This window comes from Mesorhizobium sp. 128a (genome assembly GCF_053848025.1).
This window is the reverse complement of sequence record NZ_JBSPKY010000002.1, coordinates 166960-184332: the sequence shown is the minus strand read 5'-3', so window position 1 is coordinate 184332 and position 17373 is coordinate 166960. Positions and strand designations below refer to the sequence as shown.

Annotated in this window: 17 protein-coding genes; 10 read left to right on the top strand and 7 right to left on the bottom strand. The window is 63.0% G+C overall.

The genetic code is table 11. The features are described 5' to 3' along the window. The first annotated feature begins 15 nt into the window (after positions 1-15). Positions 16-720 carry a winged helix-turn-helix domain-containing protein gene (locus ACWTU9_RS04535; RefSeq protein WP_454586263.1) on the top strand — a complete coding sequence of 235 codons (705 nt, stop codon included), beginning with the start codon at positions 16-18 and terminating at the stop codon, positions 718-720. Between the two features lie 71 nt (positions 721-791). Here the strand turns inward: ACWTU9_RS04535 and ACWTU9_RS04530 are convergent, their stop codons facing one another. Beyond that, the gene (locus ACWTU9_RS04530; RefSeq protein ID WP_455857275.1) at positions 792-962 is read right to left on the bottom strand and encodes a hypothetical protein; all 171 of its coding nucleotides are present in this window, start codon (positions 960-962) and stop codon (positions 792-794) included. 33 nt (positions 963-995) lie between these two features. Further along, complete coding sequence (locus ACWTU9_RS04525) at positions 996-1328, bottom strand: hypothetical protein (protein WP_455857274.1); 333 nt, start codon at positions 1326-1328, stop codon at positions 996-998. A 346-nt stretch (positions 1329-1674) separates the two neighbouring features. Here ACWTU9_RS04525 and ACWTU9_RS04520 point away from each other — a divergent pair, with 346 nt between their 5' ends. Further along, positions 1675-2136 (top strand): L,D-transpeptidase, encoded by a 462-nt coding sequence (locus tag ACWTU9_RS04520; protein WP_455857273.1) that lies wholly within the window; start codon positions 1675-1677, stop codon positions 2134-2136. A 166-nt stretch (positions 2137-2302) separates the two neighbouring features. Here ACWTU9_RS04520 and ACWTU9_RS04515 read toward each other — a convergent pair whose 3' ends face one another. Beyond that, a complete protein-coding gene (locus ACWTU9_RS04515; RefSeq protein WP_455857272.1) occupies positions 2303-5386 on the bottom strand; it encodes an efflux RND transporter permease subunit in 3084 nt (1027 codons plus the stop codon). Beyond that, positions 5383-6699, bottom strand: coding sequence for an efflux RND transporter periplasmic adaptor subunit (locus ACWTU9_RS04510; RefSeq protein WP_455857271.1), 1317 nt, complete (start codon positions 6697-6699; stop codon positions 5383-5385). Before ACWTU9_RS04510 ends, ACWTU9_RS04515 begins: the two co-directional genes overlap by 4 nt. 145 nt (positions 6700-6844) lie before the next feature. Here ACWTU9_RS04510 and ACWTU9_RS04505 point away from each other — a divergent pair, with 145 nt between their 5' ends. Then, complete coding sequence (locus ACWTU9_RS04505; RefSeq protein WP_455857270.1) at positions 6845-7381, top strand: TetR family transcriptional regulator; 537 nt, start codon at positions 6845-6847, stop codon at positions 7379-7381. A gap of 154 nt (positions 7382-7535) precedes the next feature. Beyond that, positions 7536-9137, top strand: coding sequence for an inorganic phosphate transporter (locus ACWTU9_RS04500; RefSeq protein ID WP_455857269.1), 1602 nt, complete (start codon positions 7536-7538; stop codon positions 9135-9137). Positions 9138-9261: 124 nt separating this feature from the next. Here ACWTU9_RS04500 and ACWTU9_RS04495 read toward each other — a convergent pair whose 3' ends face one another. Together ACWTU9_RS04495 and ACWTU9_RS04490 are read right to left on the bottom strand one after the other, a co-directional pair. Then, the gene (locus ACWTU9_RS04495) at positions 9262-10422 is read right to left on the bottom strand and encodes a patatin-like phospholipase family protein (RefSeq protein ID WP_455857268.1); all 1161 of its coding nucleotides are present in this window, start codon (positions 10420-10422) and stop codon (positions 9262-9264) included. After that, on the bottom strand, positions 10415-11203 hold the full coding sequence (locus tag ACWTU9_RS04490) for an acetoacetate decarboxylase (RefSeq protein ID WP_455857267.1): 789 nt from the start codon (positions 11201-11203) through the stop codon (positions 10415-10417). The genes ACWTU9_RS04495 and ACWTU9_RS04490 overlap by 8 nt, the downstream gene beginning before the upstream one ends. A 222-nt stretch (positions 11204-11425) precedes the next feature. Between ACWTU9_RS04490 and ACWTU9_RS04485 the strand changes: the two genes are divergently transcribed. Genes ACWTU9_RS04485 through ACWTU9_RS04470 form a run of 4 tightly spaced genes read left to right on the top strand, consistent with a single transcriptional unit; the run spans position 11426 to position 14313 of the window. After that, positions 11426-12214, top strand: coding sequence for a 3-hydroxybutyrate dehydrogenase (locus ACWTU9_RS04485; protein WP_455857266.1), 789 nt, complete (start codon positions 11426-11428; stop codon positions 12212-12214). A 42-nt stretch (positions 12215-12256) separates the two neighbouring features. Next, positions 12257-12523: a metal-sensing transcriptional repressor gene (locus ACWTU9_RS04480; protein WP_455857265.1), complete on the top strand. Its 267-nt coding sequence runs from the start codon at positions 12257-12259 to the stop codon at positions 12521-12523. Next, positions 12520-13560, top strand: coding sequence for a cation diffusion facilitator family transporter (locus ACWTU9_RS04475; RefSeq protein WP_455857264.1), 1041 nt, complete (start codon positions 12520-12522; stop codon positions 13558-13560). Before ACWTU9_RS04480 ends, ACWTU9_RS04475 begins: the two co-directional genes overlap by 4 nt. A gap of 39 nt (positions 13561-13599) precedes the next feature. After that, positions 13600-14313, top strand: coding sequence for a HoxN/HupN/NixA family nickel/cobalt transporter (locus tag ACWTU9_RS04470; protein WP_455857263.1), 714 nt, complete (start codon positions 13600-13602; stop codon positions 14311-14313). Between the two features lie 102 nt (positions 14314-14415). Here ACWTU9_RS04470 and ACWTU9_RS04465 read toward each other — a convergent pair whose 3' ends face one another. Beyond that, on the bottom strand, positions 14416-14592 hold the full coding sequence (locus tag ACWTU9_RS04465) for a hypothetical protein (RefSeq protein ID WP_455857262.1): 177 nt from the start codon (positions 14590-14592) through the stop codon (positions 14416-14418). A 320-nt stretch (positions 14593-14912) separates the two neighbouring features. On the opposite strand from ACWTU9_RS04465, the gene ACWTU9_RS04460 reads away from it, so the two are divergent. Both ACWTU9_RS04460 and chrA read left to right on the top strand, forming a co-directional pair. After that, positions 14913-15731, top strand: coding sequence for a chromate resistance protein ChrB domain-containing protein (locus ACWTU9_RS04460; protein WP_455857261.1), 819 nt, complete (start codon positions 14913-14915; stop codon positions 15729-15731). After that, entirely contained in the window at positions 15728-17122 is a 1395-nt protein-coding gene (gene chrA, locus ACWTU9_RS04455; RefSeq protein ID WP_455857260.1) for a chromate efflux transporter, read from the top strand. The genes ACWTU9_RS04460 and chrA overlap by 4 nt, the downstream gene beginning before the upstream one ends. Positions 17123-17373 lie beyond the last annotated feature (251 nt).

Genomic DNA, 17373 nt, shown 5'->3' with positions numbered 1-17373 from the left:
GCAGGGGAAGAAAATATGGCTGCACGATCCGTCATCGCGCTGGTTTCCGTCGCCGATGTGGTGGCCGGCGATCTCGCCGACCATCTCGACCGGCGTGGCCATGACGTGCGCGAGGCGCGGCAGCCCTGGGAAGCTGAATCCCTGCTCTCGGCCGGAGGAATAGATGTCGTCATCGTCGGCGACAGCGTCAGCCAGGCGGACGGGCGGGATCTGCTCAGGCGTTATGGCGGCGGCCAGAGCGTGGACGGGAAGGCCGGGCCGGATTTCATCCTGATCTGCCGGCCGGCCGATCTGGTCGACAAGGTGCTGGCGCTCGAGCTTGGCGCCGCCGACGTCATCGAAAGTCCGCTCAATGTCCGGGAGCTTGCAGCGCGCATTGGCGGCCTGCTGACGCGGCGCGGCAGGTCTGCCCAGGAACTTATCGTGCTGGAAAATGCCACCGTCGATTTGCGGTCGGCCATCGTCATGCATCGCTCGGGTGCGGAAGAGCAACTGTCGCCAGGCCAGGTGGCGCTGCTCAGGCTGTTTCTGGCCAGCCCGCGCAAGGTGCTGACGCGCGACGACATCATTGCCGCGGCACCGGCCGAAAATGCCGATGCCTTCGATCGCTCGATCGATTCGCGCATCGTGCGGCTGCGCCGCAAGCTCGACACCGAAACCATTATCACCATACGCGGCGCCGGCTACCGATTCGACCCGCCGACGCAGCGCGCCGACTGAGAGCAATGAGGCTGGATTGTTTCGCGGATCGCCCAAAACCGCTGCGCAATTCTGGGCGGCATGCATAGGCTTTAGCGTACCACCAGAAGCGAGGGTCCCCGCGGCAATTCGCTGGCGACTACCATTTCGCTGGAGGCATGCGCGCGGCTCTTCAGGAGAACCGTGGCGAGACCGGCAAAGCCCAACAGGCCTTGTGCGAAGAGCAGTGCCGAAAGCACCGAGGCAGCAGATTTCGTCTTCATCGGTAATCCCTCAAAATCAGAACCGCGGGTGCTTCAGGATAAACCCGAAGTGCCCGCGCCGCCCACGGAGCCCCCCGCTGCGGCGCGGGCCTTCGGTCCTCTCGGCAGCAAGTTGCCGGAGGGGCCGCGCATCCACTTCAAACCAAGGCCGACCCGCCAGAAGGCCTTGAGACGGTTGATGCGCAGACTGGAGACAATCCAGACCAAGGCTATGAACAGCGCGGCATGCAGCGTCGAAACCTCACCCGAATTCATGACCGCCAGTTTCGTCGTCGGGGTGCCGGCTACTGTGCCGATGCCGCCGATGACAAGTGCGGCGATGCTTATCCTGAAGAGCCAGGACAGGGTGGTCGATCTGATGCTCATTTTCGTTTGGCGCCGGCTGTTCTCGTTGGGGATGACTGTGCCGTTGGCCTGTAACCAGATCATGCCGCCCGGTCCGCGCTTTGTTGCAAGTCGGTTTCGAGGGTAGCTAACCTCTTTTCATATAAGGATATTCGCACTTTCGTTTGGTGGCGGGGGTCATGATCGAGAGTGAGCCGGGCAGACAGGAACGCACCCCTCGGCTCCTCCCTTGGCCGACCTTGCTTGTTAACCAGAGGAAACAGATTCGAAACACAAACGAGCATCAATCGAAGTCAGCCTGAAACATGACGTTGGGATAAGGCGGCCATCGAATTGACGCCGGCCGGGCCGGCAAAGGGGAGCCATCATGTACAAAGCCATTTCCGCCAAACTCATCAACGTCACTGCCGCCGCTGCCGGCGCCACGCTCCTGCTTGGCGCCGCCAACAGCACGACCCACGCCGCGGCAAACCAGATCGTGGCGCGTGTCTCGCTGTCGCAACAGACCATGGAAGTGCTGGTCGACGGCCGGCCGACCTTCACCTGGAAGGTCTCGACCGGCGACAGGGCGCATGTCACGCCGACCGGCTCGTTCAAGCCTACCCGCATGCACGAGATGTGGTACTCGAAGAAATACGACAACGCGCCGATGCCGCATTCGGTGTTCTTCAGCGGTGGCTACGCGGTGCATGCGACCAACGCCATCAAGCGGCTGGGACAGCCGGCCTCGCATGGCTGCGTGCGGCTGCATCCCGACAATGCCGCCGACTTCTACCAGCTGGTCGAAACCTTCGGGCCGACCAACACCAGCATCGTCATCGTCAAGTAGCAGACTGCGGTTGGAGCGGTCGTGCAGCTCGGCCAGGCAGGTCGTCCCGCACCGCAAGCTCCCGCCTGAGGCTCCATCAGGGCCTCGCGGTAAATCAATCCAGTCAAAAAAGAGGCCGGAAGTTTCCGGCCTCTTTTTCTTTGCACTTTGCAGTTCTGCGGAGCGCTCAGTCGGCGTGCACCGGCATCAGCTTCGGGTCGGGCTTTTCGGCGTGGTGCGGCAGGTCCTTGCTGGCGATGAAAGTGTAGAACATCGGCACCACGAACAGGGTGAACATGGTTCCGACCAGGATGCCGGTGAAGATCACCAGGCCCATCGAATAGCGCGCCGCCGCACCCGCGCCGCTGGACACGATCAGCGGTACGACGCCGAGCGCCATCGCCGCGGTGGTCATCAGGATCGGCCGCAACCGCACCTTGGCCGAGGCGACGATCGCATCGCGTCGCCGCATGTCGTGCACCTCGCGCTGCTGGTTGGCGAACTCGACCAAAAGAATACCGTGCTTGGTGATCAGGCCGATCAGTGTGATCAGCCCGACCTGCGTGTAGATGTTGAGCGTTCCAAGCCCCAGATTGAGCGGCACTATGGCGCCGAAGATCGATAGCGGCACAGCCATCATGATGATCAGCGGGTCGCGGAAGCTCTCGAACTGCGCCGCCAGCACCAGGTAGATGACGATGACGGCGGCCGCAAAAGCGATCAGGATCGTGTTGCCCTGTTCCTTCTCCTGCCGGGACTGGCCGGAATAGTCGATGAAGAAGGTGTCGGGCAGGCTCTCCTTGGCAAGGTTCTCCAGGGTCTGCAGCCCGTCGCCCGTGGTGACGCCGGGAAGCGGCAGTGCTGATATCGTCGCCGAGTTCAGCTGGTTGAACTGCTCGATCGCTGCCGGCGAGGCGTTGGTCGAGATCTTCACCACCGCCGAAAGCGGCACCATCTCACCGGTCACGCTGCGCACGAAATACTCGCCGAGCTTCTCGGGGTTGTCGCGGAATTCCTGCGGCACCTGCGGGATGATGTCGTAGCTGTTGGAGTCGCGGTCGAACTGCGCCACTTCGGCGCCGCCGACCAGCAGCGTCAGCGTCTGACCGATGTCGGCGATCGGCAGGTTTAGGGCCGCGGCGCGGTCGCGATCGATGGTCACCGTCACCTGCGGCGCGTCGTAGGACATCGAATTCTGCACGACGATGAAGCGGCCCGAAGCCTGCGCCTTGTTCTTGATCTGCTCGGCCGCCTCGTAGACCTCGGCAGAACCGCCGGTCGAGCGCACCACCATGGAGATCGGCAGGCCCCCGCCGGAGCCGGGCAGCGTCGGCGGCGCGAAGACGAAGGCCTCGACGCCGGCGACCTTGCCGAGGCGTCCCTGGATGTCGGCCTGAAGCTCCTTCGAACCGCGCTGGCGCTCGGCCCAATCCTTGAAGGCGAAGCCGACAAAAGCGCCGTTGGTCGCGCCGCCAAAGGCAACGGCGGAGAATTGCGCCCTGGTTTCGGGAATGTCCTTCACCAGGCCGAGGATCTGGTTGACGTAGGTCTCGGTGTAGTCCGAGGTCGCATAGCGCGGTGCGGTTACGATCGACAGCAGGAAGCCCTGATCCTCTTCCGGCGCCAGTTCGCTCGAGGTCTTGGTGAACATGAAGCCGGTGAGGGCAACCAGCGCCACGACCATCAGCAGTGTCACCGGCCGATTTCTCAAGGAGGCGGTGACCGCACGCTCATAGACATGCTCGACACGGCTGAAGGTGCCGTCGACGATGCGCTGGAAGCGGCTGTGCGTTCCCGCTTTGAGGAGACGCGCCGCCATCATCGGCGTGATGGTGACGGCTATGAGGCCGGACAACACCACCGAGCCGGCGAGTGTCACCGCGAACTCGCGGAAGAGCGCGCCGGTCAGGCCGCCGGTGAAGGCCAGCGGCGCGAACACGGCGGCGAGCGTGATGGTCATGGCCACGATGGCGGAGAAAATCTCGCGCATGCCGTTGAAGGCCGCCTGCATCGGCGACATGTGGTCTTCCTCCATGTGGCGATGGATATTCTCCACCACCACGATGGCGTCGTCGACGACAAGGCCGATCGCCAGCACCATGGCCAGCAACGACAGAAGGTTGATCGAATATCCCACAGCAAACAAAAGGAAGCAGACGCCGATCAGCGACAGCGGGATGGTCACGATCGGCATCATCACCGAGCGAAACGAGCCGAGGAACAACAGGATGACCACGATGACGATGGCGACCGCCTCGCCGATGGTCTTGAACACTTCATAGATCGAGGCGCTGATCTGTTCGGTGGAATCGTAGACGATCTCGATCGTCATGCCTTTCGGCAGCGTGTCCTGGATCAGCGGCACGATCTTGTGGATCGCCGCCGCGGTGGTCAGCGGGTTTGCCGCCGGCGTCGGGAAGATGGCGAGAAAGGTGCCGGGTTTGCCGTTGAAGCTCACCCTGGTGTCGGTGCTCGCAGCGCCGAGCTCAACGCGCGCCACGTCGCGCAACCGCACCACCTGGCCGTCGGTCGATCGCAGTGGAAGCTCGGCGAAGGCCTCCGGCGTCTGCAGCGTCGAACGAACGGTGATCGAGGAAACGACATATTCGTTCTCGGTGTTGCCGGGCGCCGACAGGAAGTTGGAGTTGTTGATCGCGGTCAGCACTTCGGCCGCAGTCACGCCGCGCGCGGCAAGCTTGACCGGGTCGATCCAGACGCGCATCGAATACTCTTCGGCGCCGAAGATCTGTACGTCGGCGACGCCTTCCACCGTCGACATGCGCGGCCGTACGACCCGCTCGATATATTCGGTGAGCTGCTCCTTCGTCATGTTCGGATTCTGCATTGAGATGTACATCATCGCGAACTCTTGACCGGTGCCCTTGACGATGACCGGGTCCTTCGAGGCGTCAGGCAAGGTGCCGCGCACGCCCTGCACCTTCGACAGCACCTCGGTCAGCGCGACATCGGGGTTCGATCCGAGCTTCATCTGGACGACCACGGTGCTCGAAGACGGCCGGCTGGACGAGGTGACGTAGTCGATGTTCTCGGTCGATGCGACGGCACGCGCGATCGGGGCGGAGATGAAGCCCTGGATGAGGTCGGCGCTGGCGCCGGGGTAGGCGGTCGTGATGGTGATCGCCGTCTCGTCGACCTTAGGATATTGCCGGATCGACAGGTTGAAGATGCCCTGGAAACCCAGGAGCAAGATCATGCACGCGAGGACGGTGGAGAGAACCGGCCGGCGAATGAAGATGTCGGAAAAGTTCATTGCTGAGCCTGCTGGTTCGCCGACTTGCTGGGGTCAATGGTGTTGTCGACAGCAACGGACATGCCGTTGAAGAGACGGTTCTGACCGGCCGTGACGACCTCGTCACCAGCCTTGATGCCTTCCACGATCTCGACCATGCCATCGTTGCGGCGGCCGGGCTTCACGAACACCTGCGACAGGACAAGCGCCGGCTTCTCCTCTTCAGAGGCGGGTTTGCCGGCGTCGGAAGTGTTCTTGTCGGCTGCCTTGTCCGTGGGCTTCGCCGCGTCGGCGGCGGGCTTGGCGGCATCGGCCTGCGGCTTTGCGGTATCGTCGGCCGGCTTCTCGGCGGCCGGCTTCTGGTCCTCGACCTTGGCCGGCGCAGCAGCGCCGGCATCTTCGGGCTTTGCCGGAACGACCACGAAGACGAAGTCGCCATAGAGGCTCGACGTCAGTGCGGTCTGCGGCAAGGACAGGACATTTTTCTCCTGTGGCAGCTCGACGCGAACCTGGACGAACTGGCCGGGTGTCAGCTTGCCGTCAGGGTTGGCAACCTCACCCCGGACCGACACCAGCCGGCTTGAAGCATCGATCTTGGGGTCGATGCCGCGAATGGTACCGGCAAACGGCATGTCGGCGCCGCCGCTGCTGCCGCCGAGGCCGAGCCGCACCGTCTGGCCGATCTTGAGCAGCGGCAGTTGCTGTTCGGGCACCGAGAAATCGACCCGCATGGTGTCGAGATCCTGCAAGGTCACCACCGCGTTGCCGGGCGAGAGATATTGGCCGAGGTCGATCTTGGGGATGCCGACGGTGCCGGCGAACGGCGCCGTCAACTGCTTCTGGTCGAGCACGGCCTGCAGCTTGTTGACCTGCGCGGCGGAGGCCGATGCAGCGGCCTGCGCGGTGTCGAGCGTGGCATCCGTGCCGACGCCGCGCCGCTGCAGTTCCAGCGCGCGCTCAAGCGCCGTCTTGTCGGACACCGACTGCGCCTTGGCCGCCACGAGATCGGCACGTTCGACGGCGTCGTCGAGCTGCAGCAGGACAGAATCGAGGGGCACCTTCTGGTTGGCATGGAAAAGGATGTCCTTGACGATGCCGCTGGTCTCGACGGTAAGGTCGACGCCGCGCACGGCGCGCACCGTGCCGATCGCCTCGACGCCCGGTGTCCAGTCGGAAGGCTTGACCACAACCGTCGACACCGTCGCCGCCGGCGGCTTCATGGTGGCGAAATACTGTTTGATAGCGCTGTCGCGGAACAGGTTGAAGCCGACAATGCCGACACACACCAGAGCGAGCAGCAGCAGAATTACGATGATGGAGATGATGCGCTTCACGAACTGACCCTCGGCCGGTGTCCGGCAAAATAGCCGAATAGCGGGACGCTTATCGACGGCAGTCCCGATTACAAATGACGGCGAACTTACTGTACCGTCTGGACGGTCTTGTCAATTCCGCCTAGGCTAATGTAGGGGTGGAGTGATGGCAGTTCGCAGGGCAAATTCGCGCGACAAGATTCTTGCCGCCGCCGCAGATGTAGCACGAGAAGCCGGCCCGGGCAGCCTGTCGCTGGAGGCTGTCGCCAGCCGCGCCGGTGTGTCGAAAGGCGGGCTGCTCTACAATTTTCCGACCAAGGCCAAATTGATGCAGGGTCTGGTGGAGAATTATCTGCGAGCCTTCGAGCTGGCGCTGGAATCCGGCCGTGTCGCTGGCGCCAATAGCGAGAGCCTGCTTGCCACCTATATCAAGCTTTCGGCCGACGATTGTGAAGAGCCGAAGCCGTCGGCCCAGTGGATGTTTTCGGCGATTGCCGAGGATCCGAATTTCCTGACGCCGATAAAGGCCTTCAAGTCGCAGCTTCTGCAGCGGCTGAAGAGCGAGACGCCGGACCTCAAGGCGCTTCTGGTCTGCTTTCTGGCCATCGAAGGGCTGCGCAGCATGAACCTCTTCGATTCCGACGTGCTTTCCGCCGACGAACGCCGCTTGCTTGTATCGGCACTGCTCGAGATTGCGGGATAAATCAGGGCGCCGTGGCCGCTGGCGGCGTCGAAAGAGAGCCGGCACTGCTGGCCTGCTTGCGCAATCAAAAAGACCATAGCCGTCACACCAGCTTCATCGACCAGCCATAGCGTCATGGCCAGTTCTTTGCTGCAGTGCAAAACGGAGTGGGACGATGGTGGACGTTGTTTCTGGCGAGGCAGGTATTCCGAGACCGGACCATCCGCTCAATCAAACGGGCGGTGCGAAGTGGTTCCTGCCGGCCTTTGGCGTGCTGGTGCTCGTAGGTGTCATCTATGTCGGCTACGCGCTCAGCCAGGATCTGGCGGTGGCCAAGACTGTGCCGTGGATCCTGCTTGGAATTGCCTTGCTGATTGCGTTGGGCTTCGAGTTCGTCAATGGCTTCCACGACACCGCCAATGCAGTGGCAACCGTCATCTACACGCGTTCCATGCCGGCCGAATTTGCCGTCATGTGGTCGGGTGTCTTCAACTTCCTTGGCGTTTTGACCTCGAGCGGCGCGGTTGCCTTCGGCATCCTGTCGCTGCTGCCGGTCGAGCTCATCCTTCAGGTTGGTTCTTCCTCGGGTTTCGCCATGGTGTTCGCGCTGCTCGTCGCGGCGATCCTGTGGAACCTCGGCACCTGGTTCCTCGGCCTGCCGGCCTCGAGCTCGCACACCATGGTCGGCTCGATCATCGGCGTCGGGCTCGCCAACCAGTTCATGGCCCCGGCCGGCAGTGCCACCAGCGGCGTCGACTGGGGGCAGGCGACCAATGTCGGCATCACCTTGCTGGTCTCGCCGATCATCGGCTTCTTCGCCGCCGCCATCCTGCTCTATGTGATGAAGCTCCTGGTGCGCAATCCGGCTCTCTATGAGGCGCCGAAGGGCAACACGCCGCCGCCATGGTGGATCCGCGGACTGCTGATCTTCACCTGCACCGGCGTCAGCTTCGCGCACGGTTCCAATGACGGCCAGAAGGGCATGGGCCTTATCATGCTGATCCTCATCGGCGTCGTGCCGACGGCCTACGCGCTCAACCGCACGCCCGACATCAACTATCTCGAGGCCTACAAGTCGGCCTCGGTCGGCGTCGAGACGGCCTTGGGCAATTACATCAAGCCAGGGGTCACTGTCCCCGACGCCAAGGCGGCGGTGCAGGATGCGGTGCGCACCAAGACGTGGAGCGACCAGACGACGGCAGCGCTGCAGAAGTATATCCATGACACGACGGCCTCGCTGCAGCCCTATGCGTCTGTCGACAATGTTCCGACCGATCTGGTCAGCAACGCGCGCAACGACATCTATCTGATCGGCGAGGCACTGAAACTGATCGACAAGAAGAAGCTTTTGCCGATGCAGGACGCCGACCTGAAGGCGGTGACCGACTATCACAAGGCCGTCGACAACGCGACGAAGTTCATCCCGCTGTGGGTGAAGATCGCGGTAGCACTTGCGCTTGGCCTCGGCACCATGGTCGGCTGGAAACGCATCGTCGTCACGGTCGGCGAGAAGATCGGCAAAAGCCACCTGACCTATGGCCAGGGTGCGGCCGCCGAACTGGTGGCGATGGTCACCATCGGCATGGCCGACCGTTTTGGCCTGCCGGTATCGACTACCCATGTGCTGTCATCTGGCGTCGCCGGAACGATGGCCGCCAACGGGTCTGGCCTGCAATGGTCCACGGTGCGCAACCTCCTGCTTGCCTGGGTGCTCACACTGCCGTGCTCGATCACGCTCGCCTTCGTGCTGTTCATCATCTTCCGCCAGGTGTTCTGAGCCGCAGCGCAAGCTCCAACGAGGCAGCGCCGGGTGACCGGCGCTGCCTTTTTCGTTATGGCCGCGGGACAGAGGGGGGTGTGAAGGAACTCGACAGATTAGTCCACGGGTCCGCGTGTCGCTGTCAGGTCGGATCCTCGCGGTGCAGGTCGTGGATGGTGACGCCGTCGGCATTGGCCGGTAGCATCAGCCACTTCTTGTGGCGCAACGTGCGTTCCGTATCCTCCAGGCCCATCTCCCAGTGCTCGCGCATCGACGTGCCGGAGAACTCGTAATCCTTGGCGTGCCCCTCATAGCCTTTGTGCTGGTAGATGAGGTGGACGATGTTGACCACGCCGGCGTCCGAATAGTCCTCGATCAGTTCCCTTTCGCCGTCCTTCAGTCGCTCCGGCGGCACGCGCTTCAGCGCATCGAGCAACTTCATCTTCAGCGCATGGATGCGCTGGAAATTGTCGGTGTTCTGGCGTGTACGGCTGGAATACATGATGTCCTTGTGGCGCGACAGCACGTCGGCCAAGCCGCGCGGCAGCACGCCGCGGGCGCTGAACAGGTCGACCTGGAACACCAGCGAGGAACGGTCCTCTTCCTGGTCGAGCAGATATTGCAGCGGTGTGTTGGAGACGATGCCGCCGTCCCAATAATATTCGCCCTCGATGCGGATCGACGGGAAGGCCGGCGGCAGCGCGCCGCTGGCCATGATGTGCTCAGGCTCGATGCGCACCTTCTCGGTGTCGAAATAGACGAAATTGCCGGTCCTGACGTTGACGGCGCCGACGCTCAGCCGCTTCTTGCCGTCATTCAGCACATCGAAATCGATCAGGCTCTCCAGCGTGTCCTTGAGCTCGGCAGTGTCATAGAAGCTGGTAGCGCCTTCCGCGCCCGACAGTTGGAGCCAGGGGTTGGGCGAGCGCGGCTTGAAGAAGCCGGGCTGGCCCATCGCCATCGTCATGAATGACGATGCCTGGTTGCGGATATCGCGGTAGATGTCGCCTTCGGGCGTATAGGGCCAGATCTTGCGGCCCGAGACCGTCTGCCAGAACTGTTCCAGCCGCTGCAGCCGGCGGCTCGGCTCGTTGCCGGCAATGATCGCGGCATTGATGGCGCCGATCGAGACGCCGGACAGCCAGGTCGGCTCGCAACCGGCATCGGCCAGCGCCTGATAGACGCCGGCCTGATAGGCGCCGAGCGCGCCGCCGCCCTGGAACACCAGAGCGATGCGATCGTATTGCGCGGTGATTTCCGCGATCGTGGCGGCAGCCGCCTTGCTGCGGTTACGCTCAAGCACTGACGTTCTCCAGTCTGGTCGCGCCGGCAGCACCCTGGCTGTGGTCGGCGAGGTAATCATGAACGACTTCGCCGAGGCCAAGCGTCAGATCGGCTTTGAAATGCACGGCCGAGACGATGTCGAGCACCGGCAATTTCGCCACATCGGCCATGACGTGCGGGCGAAGATCGAGCGCGGCCGGCGCCGTCCAGGCTTCCTTCAGCGTAATGTCGGTGAGGTAATAGCGCACCAGCTCGCAGATGCGCGGGGTTCCGTCGACATGCGGGATGATCTTGATCAGGAAGTTGGGCGCGGCAAGCGCGGCAAGCACCTGGTCGTGATCGGCTTCCCTGTGCTTGTAGCCCATCGTGCCGGTGGCGCAAAGAACGCTGCCATAGTGCAAGGTGCCGACGACGACTTCGCCCTCATGCACGATCTTGGGGTTGGCGAGCTTCTTGGGAAAACCCCACAGCTCGCGGCCGCCGGCGATCGGCGCATCGTCGTCGAGATACATGGAATGGACGTACCCGCCATGCTGGCCCTTGTACTTCACCGGGATGACCTGGCCGGTCTCGGTGTAGTCGCCGAAGCCGGTGGAGTCAGGCATGCGGATGAATTCGTATTTGACCAGCGGATCGTCGATCTCCAGCGGCGCCGGCACCACGGCCTCGAGCGCCTCGCGCGTCGTGCGGTAGGTGATGATGACGTATTCGCGATCGAAGAAACGGTACGGGCCGGGCGGGAAAGAAGGGTTGGTCAGCGGCATGGCATAGGCGCGCTTCACAACGTCGGCGATTTCCATGGTGTTGCCCCGGTTGGTTCAGAAAGACCCGCGCGAACGCGCAACCGACTATGTTGCACGGCACCATGACACTGCCGTGTCGGCCCCGCGACGGCGCTCCGCTGAGTGGGCGAAGCCCGTCGAGGTGCTGTAACAGGGCCGACATATGGCTATGGCATTGTCATGTTGCGGCGCACAAACTATGTGCCTTTGTAGTCCCTCCCAACAGTCGCGAGATCTCCCATGGGTTCCCTGTCTTCGAAGAATGCGCTCGTCACCGGCTCGACCAGCGGCATCGGCCTGGCCATCGCCCGCGCCTTTGCCGCCGAAGGCGCCAACGTCACCATCAACGGCCTCGGCGACGCCGCTGATATCGAACAGGAGCGCGCCGGCATCGAGAAGGATTTCGGCGTCAAGTGCCGCTATTCCGCTGCCAACATGATGGACGGCGCGGCGGTGACCGCCATGGTCCACGAGGCTGAAGCTGCCTTCGGCAGCCTCGACATTCTGGTCAACAATGCCGGGATACAGCATGTCGCGCCGATCGAGGAGTTTCCCGACGACAAATGGGAAGCCATCATCCGCATCAATCTGTTGGCCGCCTTCTATGCGATCAAGGCGGTGGTGCCGGGCATGAAAGCGCGCAAATGGGGGCGCATCATCAACACCGCGTCGGCGCATGCGCTGGTCGCCTCGCCGTTCAAATCGGCTTATGTCTCGGCCAAACACGGCATTGCCGGCCTCACCAAGACGGTGGCGCTCGAAGTCGCGCAGGACGGCATCACCGTCAATGCCATCGCGCCTGGCTATGTCTGGACGCCGCTGGTCGAAAAACAGATCCCCGACACGATGAAGGCGCGCGGCATGACCGAGGAGCAGGTCAAGCACGACGTGCTCCTGGCAGCGCAGCCGACCAAGGAATTTGTCACCGTCGAGGAGCTTGCCGCGTTGACGCTGTTCCTGTGTTCGGATTCGGCCAGGCAGATCACCGGCACGACCTTGCCGATGGACGGCGGCTGGACGGCGCAGTAGGCAACTTGACAGTATCCCCCAGGGGAGGATACCGGATTGGGCATGTCCAGCACGATCCATGCCTCTCACCCCGCCATCGTAAAGCGTCTGAAGCGCGCGCAAGGCCACCTTGCCGCAGTGCTTTCCATGTTCGAGGCTCATCGTTCCTGCGTTGACCTCGCACAGCAACTCCATGCCGTGGAAAGCGCCATAAGCAGCGCCAAGCGGGAACTGATCCACGATCATATCGGACATTGCCTGGCCGACACCGCCGAGGGCGGAGCGCACGACTCGCTGGCGGAACTCAAGCAGTTGGCCAAGTATCTATGAGCGATCTCGGCAGGCGTACCCTCGACTGGTTCGGCTTCGGTTCGCACGGCCATGCTGGCCACGATCACGACCACCACGGCCCGCATGGCCATACACACGGCGTCATCGATGCGACCATCGCGACGACCGATCGGGGCATCCGGGCCATAAAATGGTCCTTTGTCATCCTGGCGGTCACGGCGGCAATGCAGATGGCCGTAGTGGTTCTCTCGGGCAGCGTAGCCCTTCTTGCCGACACCATTCACAATATTGGAGACGCAACCACTGCTATCCCCTTGTGGGTCGCCTTCATGCTGGCGAGGCGCAAGCCGTCGTCAACCTTCACCTACGGGCTCGGTCGGGTTGAAGACCTCGCCGGTATCGTCATCGTCCTGGTCATTCTGTTCAGCGCCATCGTCGCCGGGTACCAGGCTATCGAGCGCCTTATCCATCCGCAGGCAGTGACGCATCTCGGTTGGCTGGCGGCGGCGGGCATCGTCGGCTTCCTCGGCAATGAGGCCGTCGCGGTGTTTCGCATCCGCGTCGGCAGGGAAATCAACAGTGCGGCGCTCGTCGCTGACGGCTATCATGCCCGGACCGACGGGCTCACCAGCCTTGCCGTGGTCATTGGCGCTATCGGCGTCTGGCTAGGATTTCCGCTTGCCGACCCGGTCATCGGACTCCTCATCACCGCCGCCATTTTTGGTATCGTCTGGCAATCGGCGCGCTCGGTGCTCACCCGTATGCTCGACGGCGTCGAGCCGGGTGTGGTGGCTGAAATCCATCATGCCGGCCAGCATGTGCCGGGTGCCCACATCGTCGATGCCAAGGCTCGCTGGATTGGCCACAAGTTGCATGCCGACATCGCCATCGCTGCAGACGACACGTTGCCGCTCGCAGAAGCAAACAAGATCGCGGCAGCACTGGAGAATGAACTGTTCGAACACATGCCCGCGCTCGCGACTGTCAACATCCGGTTTTCGAGCGAACATGGCGTGCACGAGCATCCACACCCTCACGACCACAATCATGGCGAACACCACGACCACCAACACTGACGTAGGCAGAAAACCACCCGCTTCTGCTAGTCTAGGCTGATGCTCCAGACGCTCGTTGAATTCCAGCGCACCATCTACCTGGCGCTCGCCGATCAGATAAAGCTGCTCTCAGCCGGCGGTGGCTGGCTTGCGTTCCTTGCCTTCCTGCCGATGGGCGTGCTTTTTGGTGCGGCGCATGCCCTGACGCCGGGACATAGCAAAGCCGTCCTGGCCACGTATCTGGCCGGTTCGGACGCCAAGGTTTCGCGCGGCCTTCTAGTGTCGCTGACGCTCTCCTTCACGCATGTGACGATCGCGGTGCTGATTGCGGCGTTCTCGTTACCGCTGGTATCCATTGCCTTGGGAAGCGTTGGCCGAGCGCCTTTGCTGGAAGACGTCAGCCGTGGTTTGCTTGGCCTGATTGGCGTCTGGATGCTGTGGCGCGCATTGAGCCACGGCCACCATCACAAGCATGAGGGCGAAGCCGTTGGCATCATGGCCGGTTTGATTCCATGCCCGCTGACCCTTTTCGTGATGACCTTCGCGATATCCAGAGGCGTTCCACTTGCCGGCATTCTGTTTGCGGTCACCATGATGGCCGGTGTGGCGCTGACCTTGTCCTGCGTGGCGGTGTTGTCGATCCTGTTTCGAGAACGGCTGGTGCATTTTTTCGACAGCCGGCCACGCTTGTTCGACATAATATCCAGAAGCATCGAAGGTATCGCCGGCCTCATTCTTGCTGGCGCCGCTGTTTGGCAAATTTCTGCGCGCTGAGGACGGTGAAACGAACAGCCGGGGGTAGTGCATCAGTTTGAAATTGGCGGGTCTTGAACACGAACGATGGGGTGTAGCGGAATTTACGCTAGCGCAGCACGGTTACTGTTTCTTGAGGTTGCGCGCTTCGCGGAGAAGCGAGTTTGTATTGTTGCCGATCAAGTCGATCAGTTCGCGGGCTTGCGCCTCCGTTATGCCAGTTTCCCGAACCAGGAACCGGACCCGGAATTCCTTTTCCGTCTGCGCTCGCCCAGCGCCTTCTTTCTCACTTTCGGCCACAGGAATCACTCCCTGAGGCCACAACTTGGCCGGGTGGGCTTTGTTCCAAACGAAAAGCCCGGCGCAGCTAATAAGCTTAAGCGACGGGCTTTCTGTTGTCTGGCTACACCCCCCAAGGGATCTTGCGCGCCGACGTTAGGTTGCAAACAATCTTACATGTCGTAGACCGGAATTTCAAACTGATGCATTACCCAGCCGGGCTATGGATTGACAAGCACGAAGGATCAATCCAGCATAGTGACAAGGGGTTCCTTCGCGACGACCCCGTGAGGCGACAGCCCAACGATCGCGTCCAAACTCTCACTCTGGAGGTGGACGCCATGCCGTCAACAACCGCAATCACCGTAGCGCAGCTTTCCCGTCTCGTTGGCCTGCCCGATGCGCCCGAACTCATCGATGTTCGCGTCGACGACGATTACGATGCCGACCCGCGCCTACTGCCGGCCTCGCGCCGGCGCGATTTCAAGACTGTTTCGACCTGGGCGGGCGAATTCACCGGGGCCCGGGTCGTGGTCATCTGTCAAAGGGGGCAGAAACTCTCGCAAGGCGTTGTCGCCTGGCTGCGCCATGAGGGCATCGCAGCGGAATCGCTGGAAGGCGGCTTCGAGGCCTGGGTCGCGGCCGGCGGCCCGTTGGTCAAGGCAAGCGCCATACCGGCCCGCGATGGCGAGGGCCGCACGGTCTGGATCACGCGTTCGCGCCCCAAGGTCGACCGCATCGCTTGCCCCTGGCTGATCCGCCGCTTCGTCGATCCCACGGCGGTGTTCCTGTTCGTCGAGCCAGCCGAGGTGCTGGCGGCCGCCGATCGGTTCGCGGCGGTTGCCTTCGACATTGACGATGTGTTCTGGAGCCATCGCGGCGATCGATGCACCTTCGACACGATGATCGAGGAGTTCGGGCTGGGCTCCGAAGCGTTGGATCGCCTGGCCTTGATCGTGCGCGCTGCCGACACCGCGCGCCTTGACCTTGTGCCGCAGGCGGCGGGGTTCCTCGCGGCGTCGCTCGGCCTGTCACGCATGTTCCGCGACGATCTCGAACAGCTTGAGGCCGGCATGCTGCTCTACGATGCGTTTTTCAGGTGGTGCCGCGACGCCACGGACGAAACCCACAACTGGCCAAGCGGGGGCAAAACGACATGAATGCTCTTGCCGCCGGCGACAAGGCTCCCGCCGTCGAGGTGCCCGCCGCTCCAACCTTCAGGGAGGCGACAAAACTCTGGGCGAAGATCGGCCTGCTTTCCTTCGGTGGGCCCGCCGGGCAGATCGCGCTGATGCACAAGGAGTTGGTCGAGGAACGGCGCTGGATCGGCGAGCAGCGTTTTCTGCATGCGCTGAACTATTGCATGCTGCTGCCAGGCCCCGAGGCCCAGCAGTTGGCGATCTATATAGGCTGGCTGCTGCACCGGACCGCCGGCGGCCTCGTCGCCGGGATCCTGTTCGTGCTGCCTGGCGCCCTGGTCATGTTGGGCCTCAGCACCTTCTACGTGCTCTACAACGACGCGCCGGTCGTCGAGGCGCTGTTCTTCGGCGTCAAGGCGGCGGTGCTGGCCGTTGTCGTCGAGGCGGTGATCCGCATCGGCAAACGGGCGCTCAAGAACCAAGCGATGGTGGCGATCGCGGTGGCGGCGTTCCTCGCCATCTATGTCGTCAAGCTGCCGTTTCCACTGATCGTGCTTGCGGCAGGGGTCATCGGCTGGATCGGCAGCCGCTTTGCGCCGGGCCTGTTTTCTGGCTCGGCGCATGGCAAGGGCAGCGCCGACGCCGACCGCCGCGGCGTGGTCGACCTGATGTTCGAACGCGGTGAACTCGGCCACACCTTGCCGACAAGATGGCATGCGGTTCGCACCCTCGCCATCTGGCTTCCGATCTGGCTCGGCCCGGTGGCAGTGATCGCGCTGCTTGCCGGCCCGACCAGCGTGTGGGCGCAGCTGGGCGGCTTCTTCAGCCTGATGGCCGTCGTCACCTTCGGCGGCGCCTATGCGGTCCTCGCCTATGTCGCGCAGGCGGCGGTCACCTCGTTCGGCTGGCTTTCGCCGGGAGAAATGGTCGACGGGCTCGGGCTAGCCGAGACGACGCCCGGGCCGCTGATCCTGGTGCTGCAATTCGTAGGTTTCACGGCTGCCTATCGCCATGCGGGCTTTGCCAGCCCGCTATTGGCCGGAGCGCTGGCGTCGCTGCTGACGCTCTGGGTCACCTTCGCGCCCTGCTTCTTCTGGATATTCCTCGGCGCGCCCTACATCGAGCAGTTGCGGCAGAACAGGGCGCTGTCGGCCGCGCTGAGCGCGATCACGGCGGCAGTCGTCGGCGTGGTGATGAACCTTGCGCTGTGGTTCGCGCTGCATGTCGTTTTCAGCGCGGTGCACCGTGTTGGCCTCGGGATGGAGGTGCCGGTGCTGTCGTCGCTGGACTGGCGCGCCGCGCTGCTGGCGGCCGCCGCCATGGTCGCCATGCTAAGACTGAAGATCGGCATGCTGCCGACATTAGCCGGCTCGGCGCTGGCCGGCTTGGCGCTGCTGGCCTTGCCTGCGTAGCGCTTGAGGTCGCGGGCGCCGGTGTGCGGATAGCGCAATGACGCGGCGATGAGACAAGGCATGAGCGCAATCAGGGTCGAAGGCCTCAGCTTCGGCGCAGCCGAGGGAAAGCAGGTGCGCTATGGCTTTTCGACATCTCAGCATCTGCCTCCGGCAAGGGCATTGCCGCATCGGCCGACGTGGTCGAGCCGACGGGCTCCGAAACGGAGGTCCATCTGACGATCGCCGGCGGCGCGGAGAGCGGGCGTGCG

Bases quoted from the DNA above. Each gene is read 5' to 3' on its own strand.
- ACWTU9_RS04535 (WP_454586263.1), top strand. From the start codon at position 16: ATGGCTGCACGATCCGTCATCGCGCTGGTTTCCGTCGCCGATGTGGTG.
- ACWTU9_RS04530 (WP_455857275.1), bottom strand. From the start codon at position 962: ATGAAGACGAAATCTGCTGCCTCGGTGCTTTCGGCACTGCTCTTCGCA.
- ACWTU9_RS04525 (WP_455857274.1), bottom strand. From the start codon at position 1,328: ATGAGCATCAGATCGACCACCCTGTCCTGGCTCTTCAGGATAAGCATC.
- ACWTU9_RS04520 (WP_455857273.1), top strand. From the start codon at position 1,675: ATGTACAAAGCCATTTCCGCCAAACTCATCAACGTCACTGCCGCCGCT.
- ACWTU9_RS04515 (WP_455857272.1), bottom strand. From the start codon at position 5,386: ATGAACTTTTCCGACATCTTCATTCGCCGGCCGGTTCTCTCCACCGTC.
- ACWTU9_RS04505 (WP_455857270.1), top strand. From the start codon at position 6,845: ATGGCAGTTCGCAGGGCAAATTCGCGCGACAAGATTCTTGCCGCCGCC.
- ACWTU9_RS04500 (WP_455857269.1), top strand. From the start codon at position 7,536: ATGGTGGACGTTGTTTCTGGCGAGGCAGGTATTCCGAGACCGGACCAT.
- ACWTU9_RS04490 (WP_455857267.1), bottom strand. From the start codon at position 11,203: ATGGAAATCGCCGACGTTGTGAAGCGCGCCTATGCCATGCCGCTGACC.
- ACWTU9_RS04485 (WP_455857266.1), top strand. From the start codon at position 11,426: ATGGGTTCCCTGTCTTCGAAGAATGCGCTCGTCACCGGCTCGACCAGC.
- ACWTU9_RS04480 (WP_455857265.1), top strand. From the start codon at position 12,257: ATGTCCAGCACGATCCATGCCTCTCACCCCGCCATCGTAAAGCGTCTG.
- ACWTU9_RS04475 (WP_455857264.1), top strand. From the start codon at position 12,520: ATGAGCGATCTCGGCAGGCGTACCCTCGACTGGTTCGGCTTCGGTTCG.
- ACWTU9_RS04470 (WP_455857263.1), top strand. From the start codon at position 13,600: ATGCTCCAGACGCTCGTTGAATTCCAGCGCACCATCTACCTGGCGCTC.
- ACWTU9_RS04460 (WP_455857261.1), top strand. From the start codon at position 14,913: ATGCCGTCAACAACCGCAATCACCGTAGCGCAGCTTTCCCGTCTCGTT.
- chrA (WP_455857260.1), top strand. From the start codon at position 15,728: ATGAATGCTCTTGCCGCCGGCGACAAGGCTCCCGCCGTCGAGGTGCCC.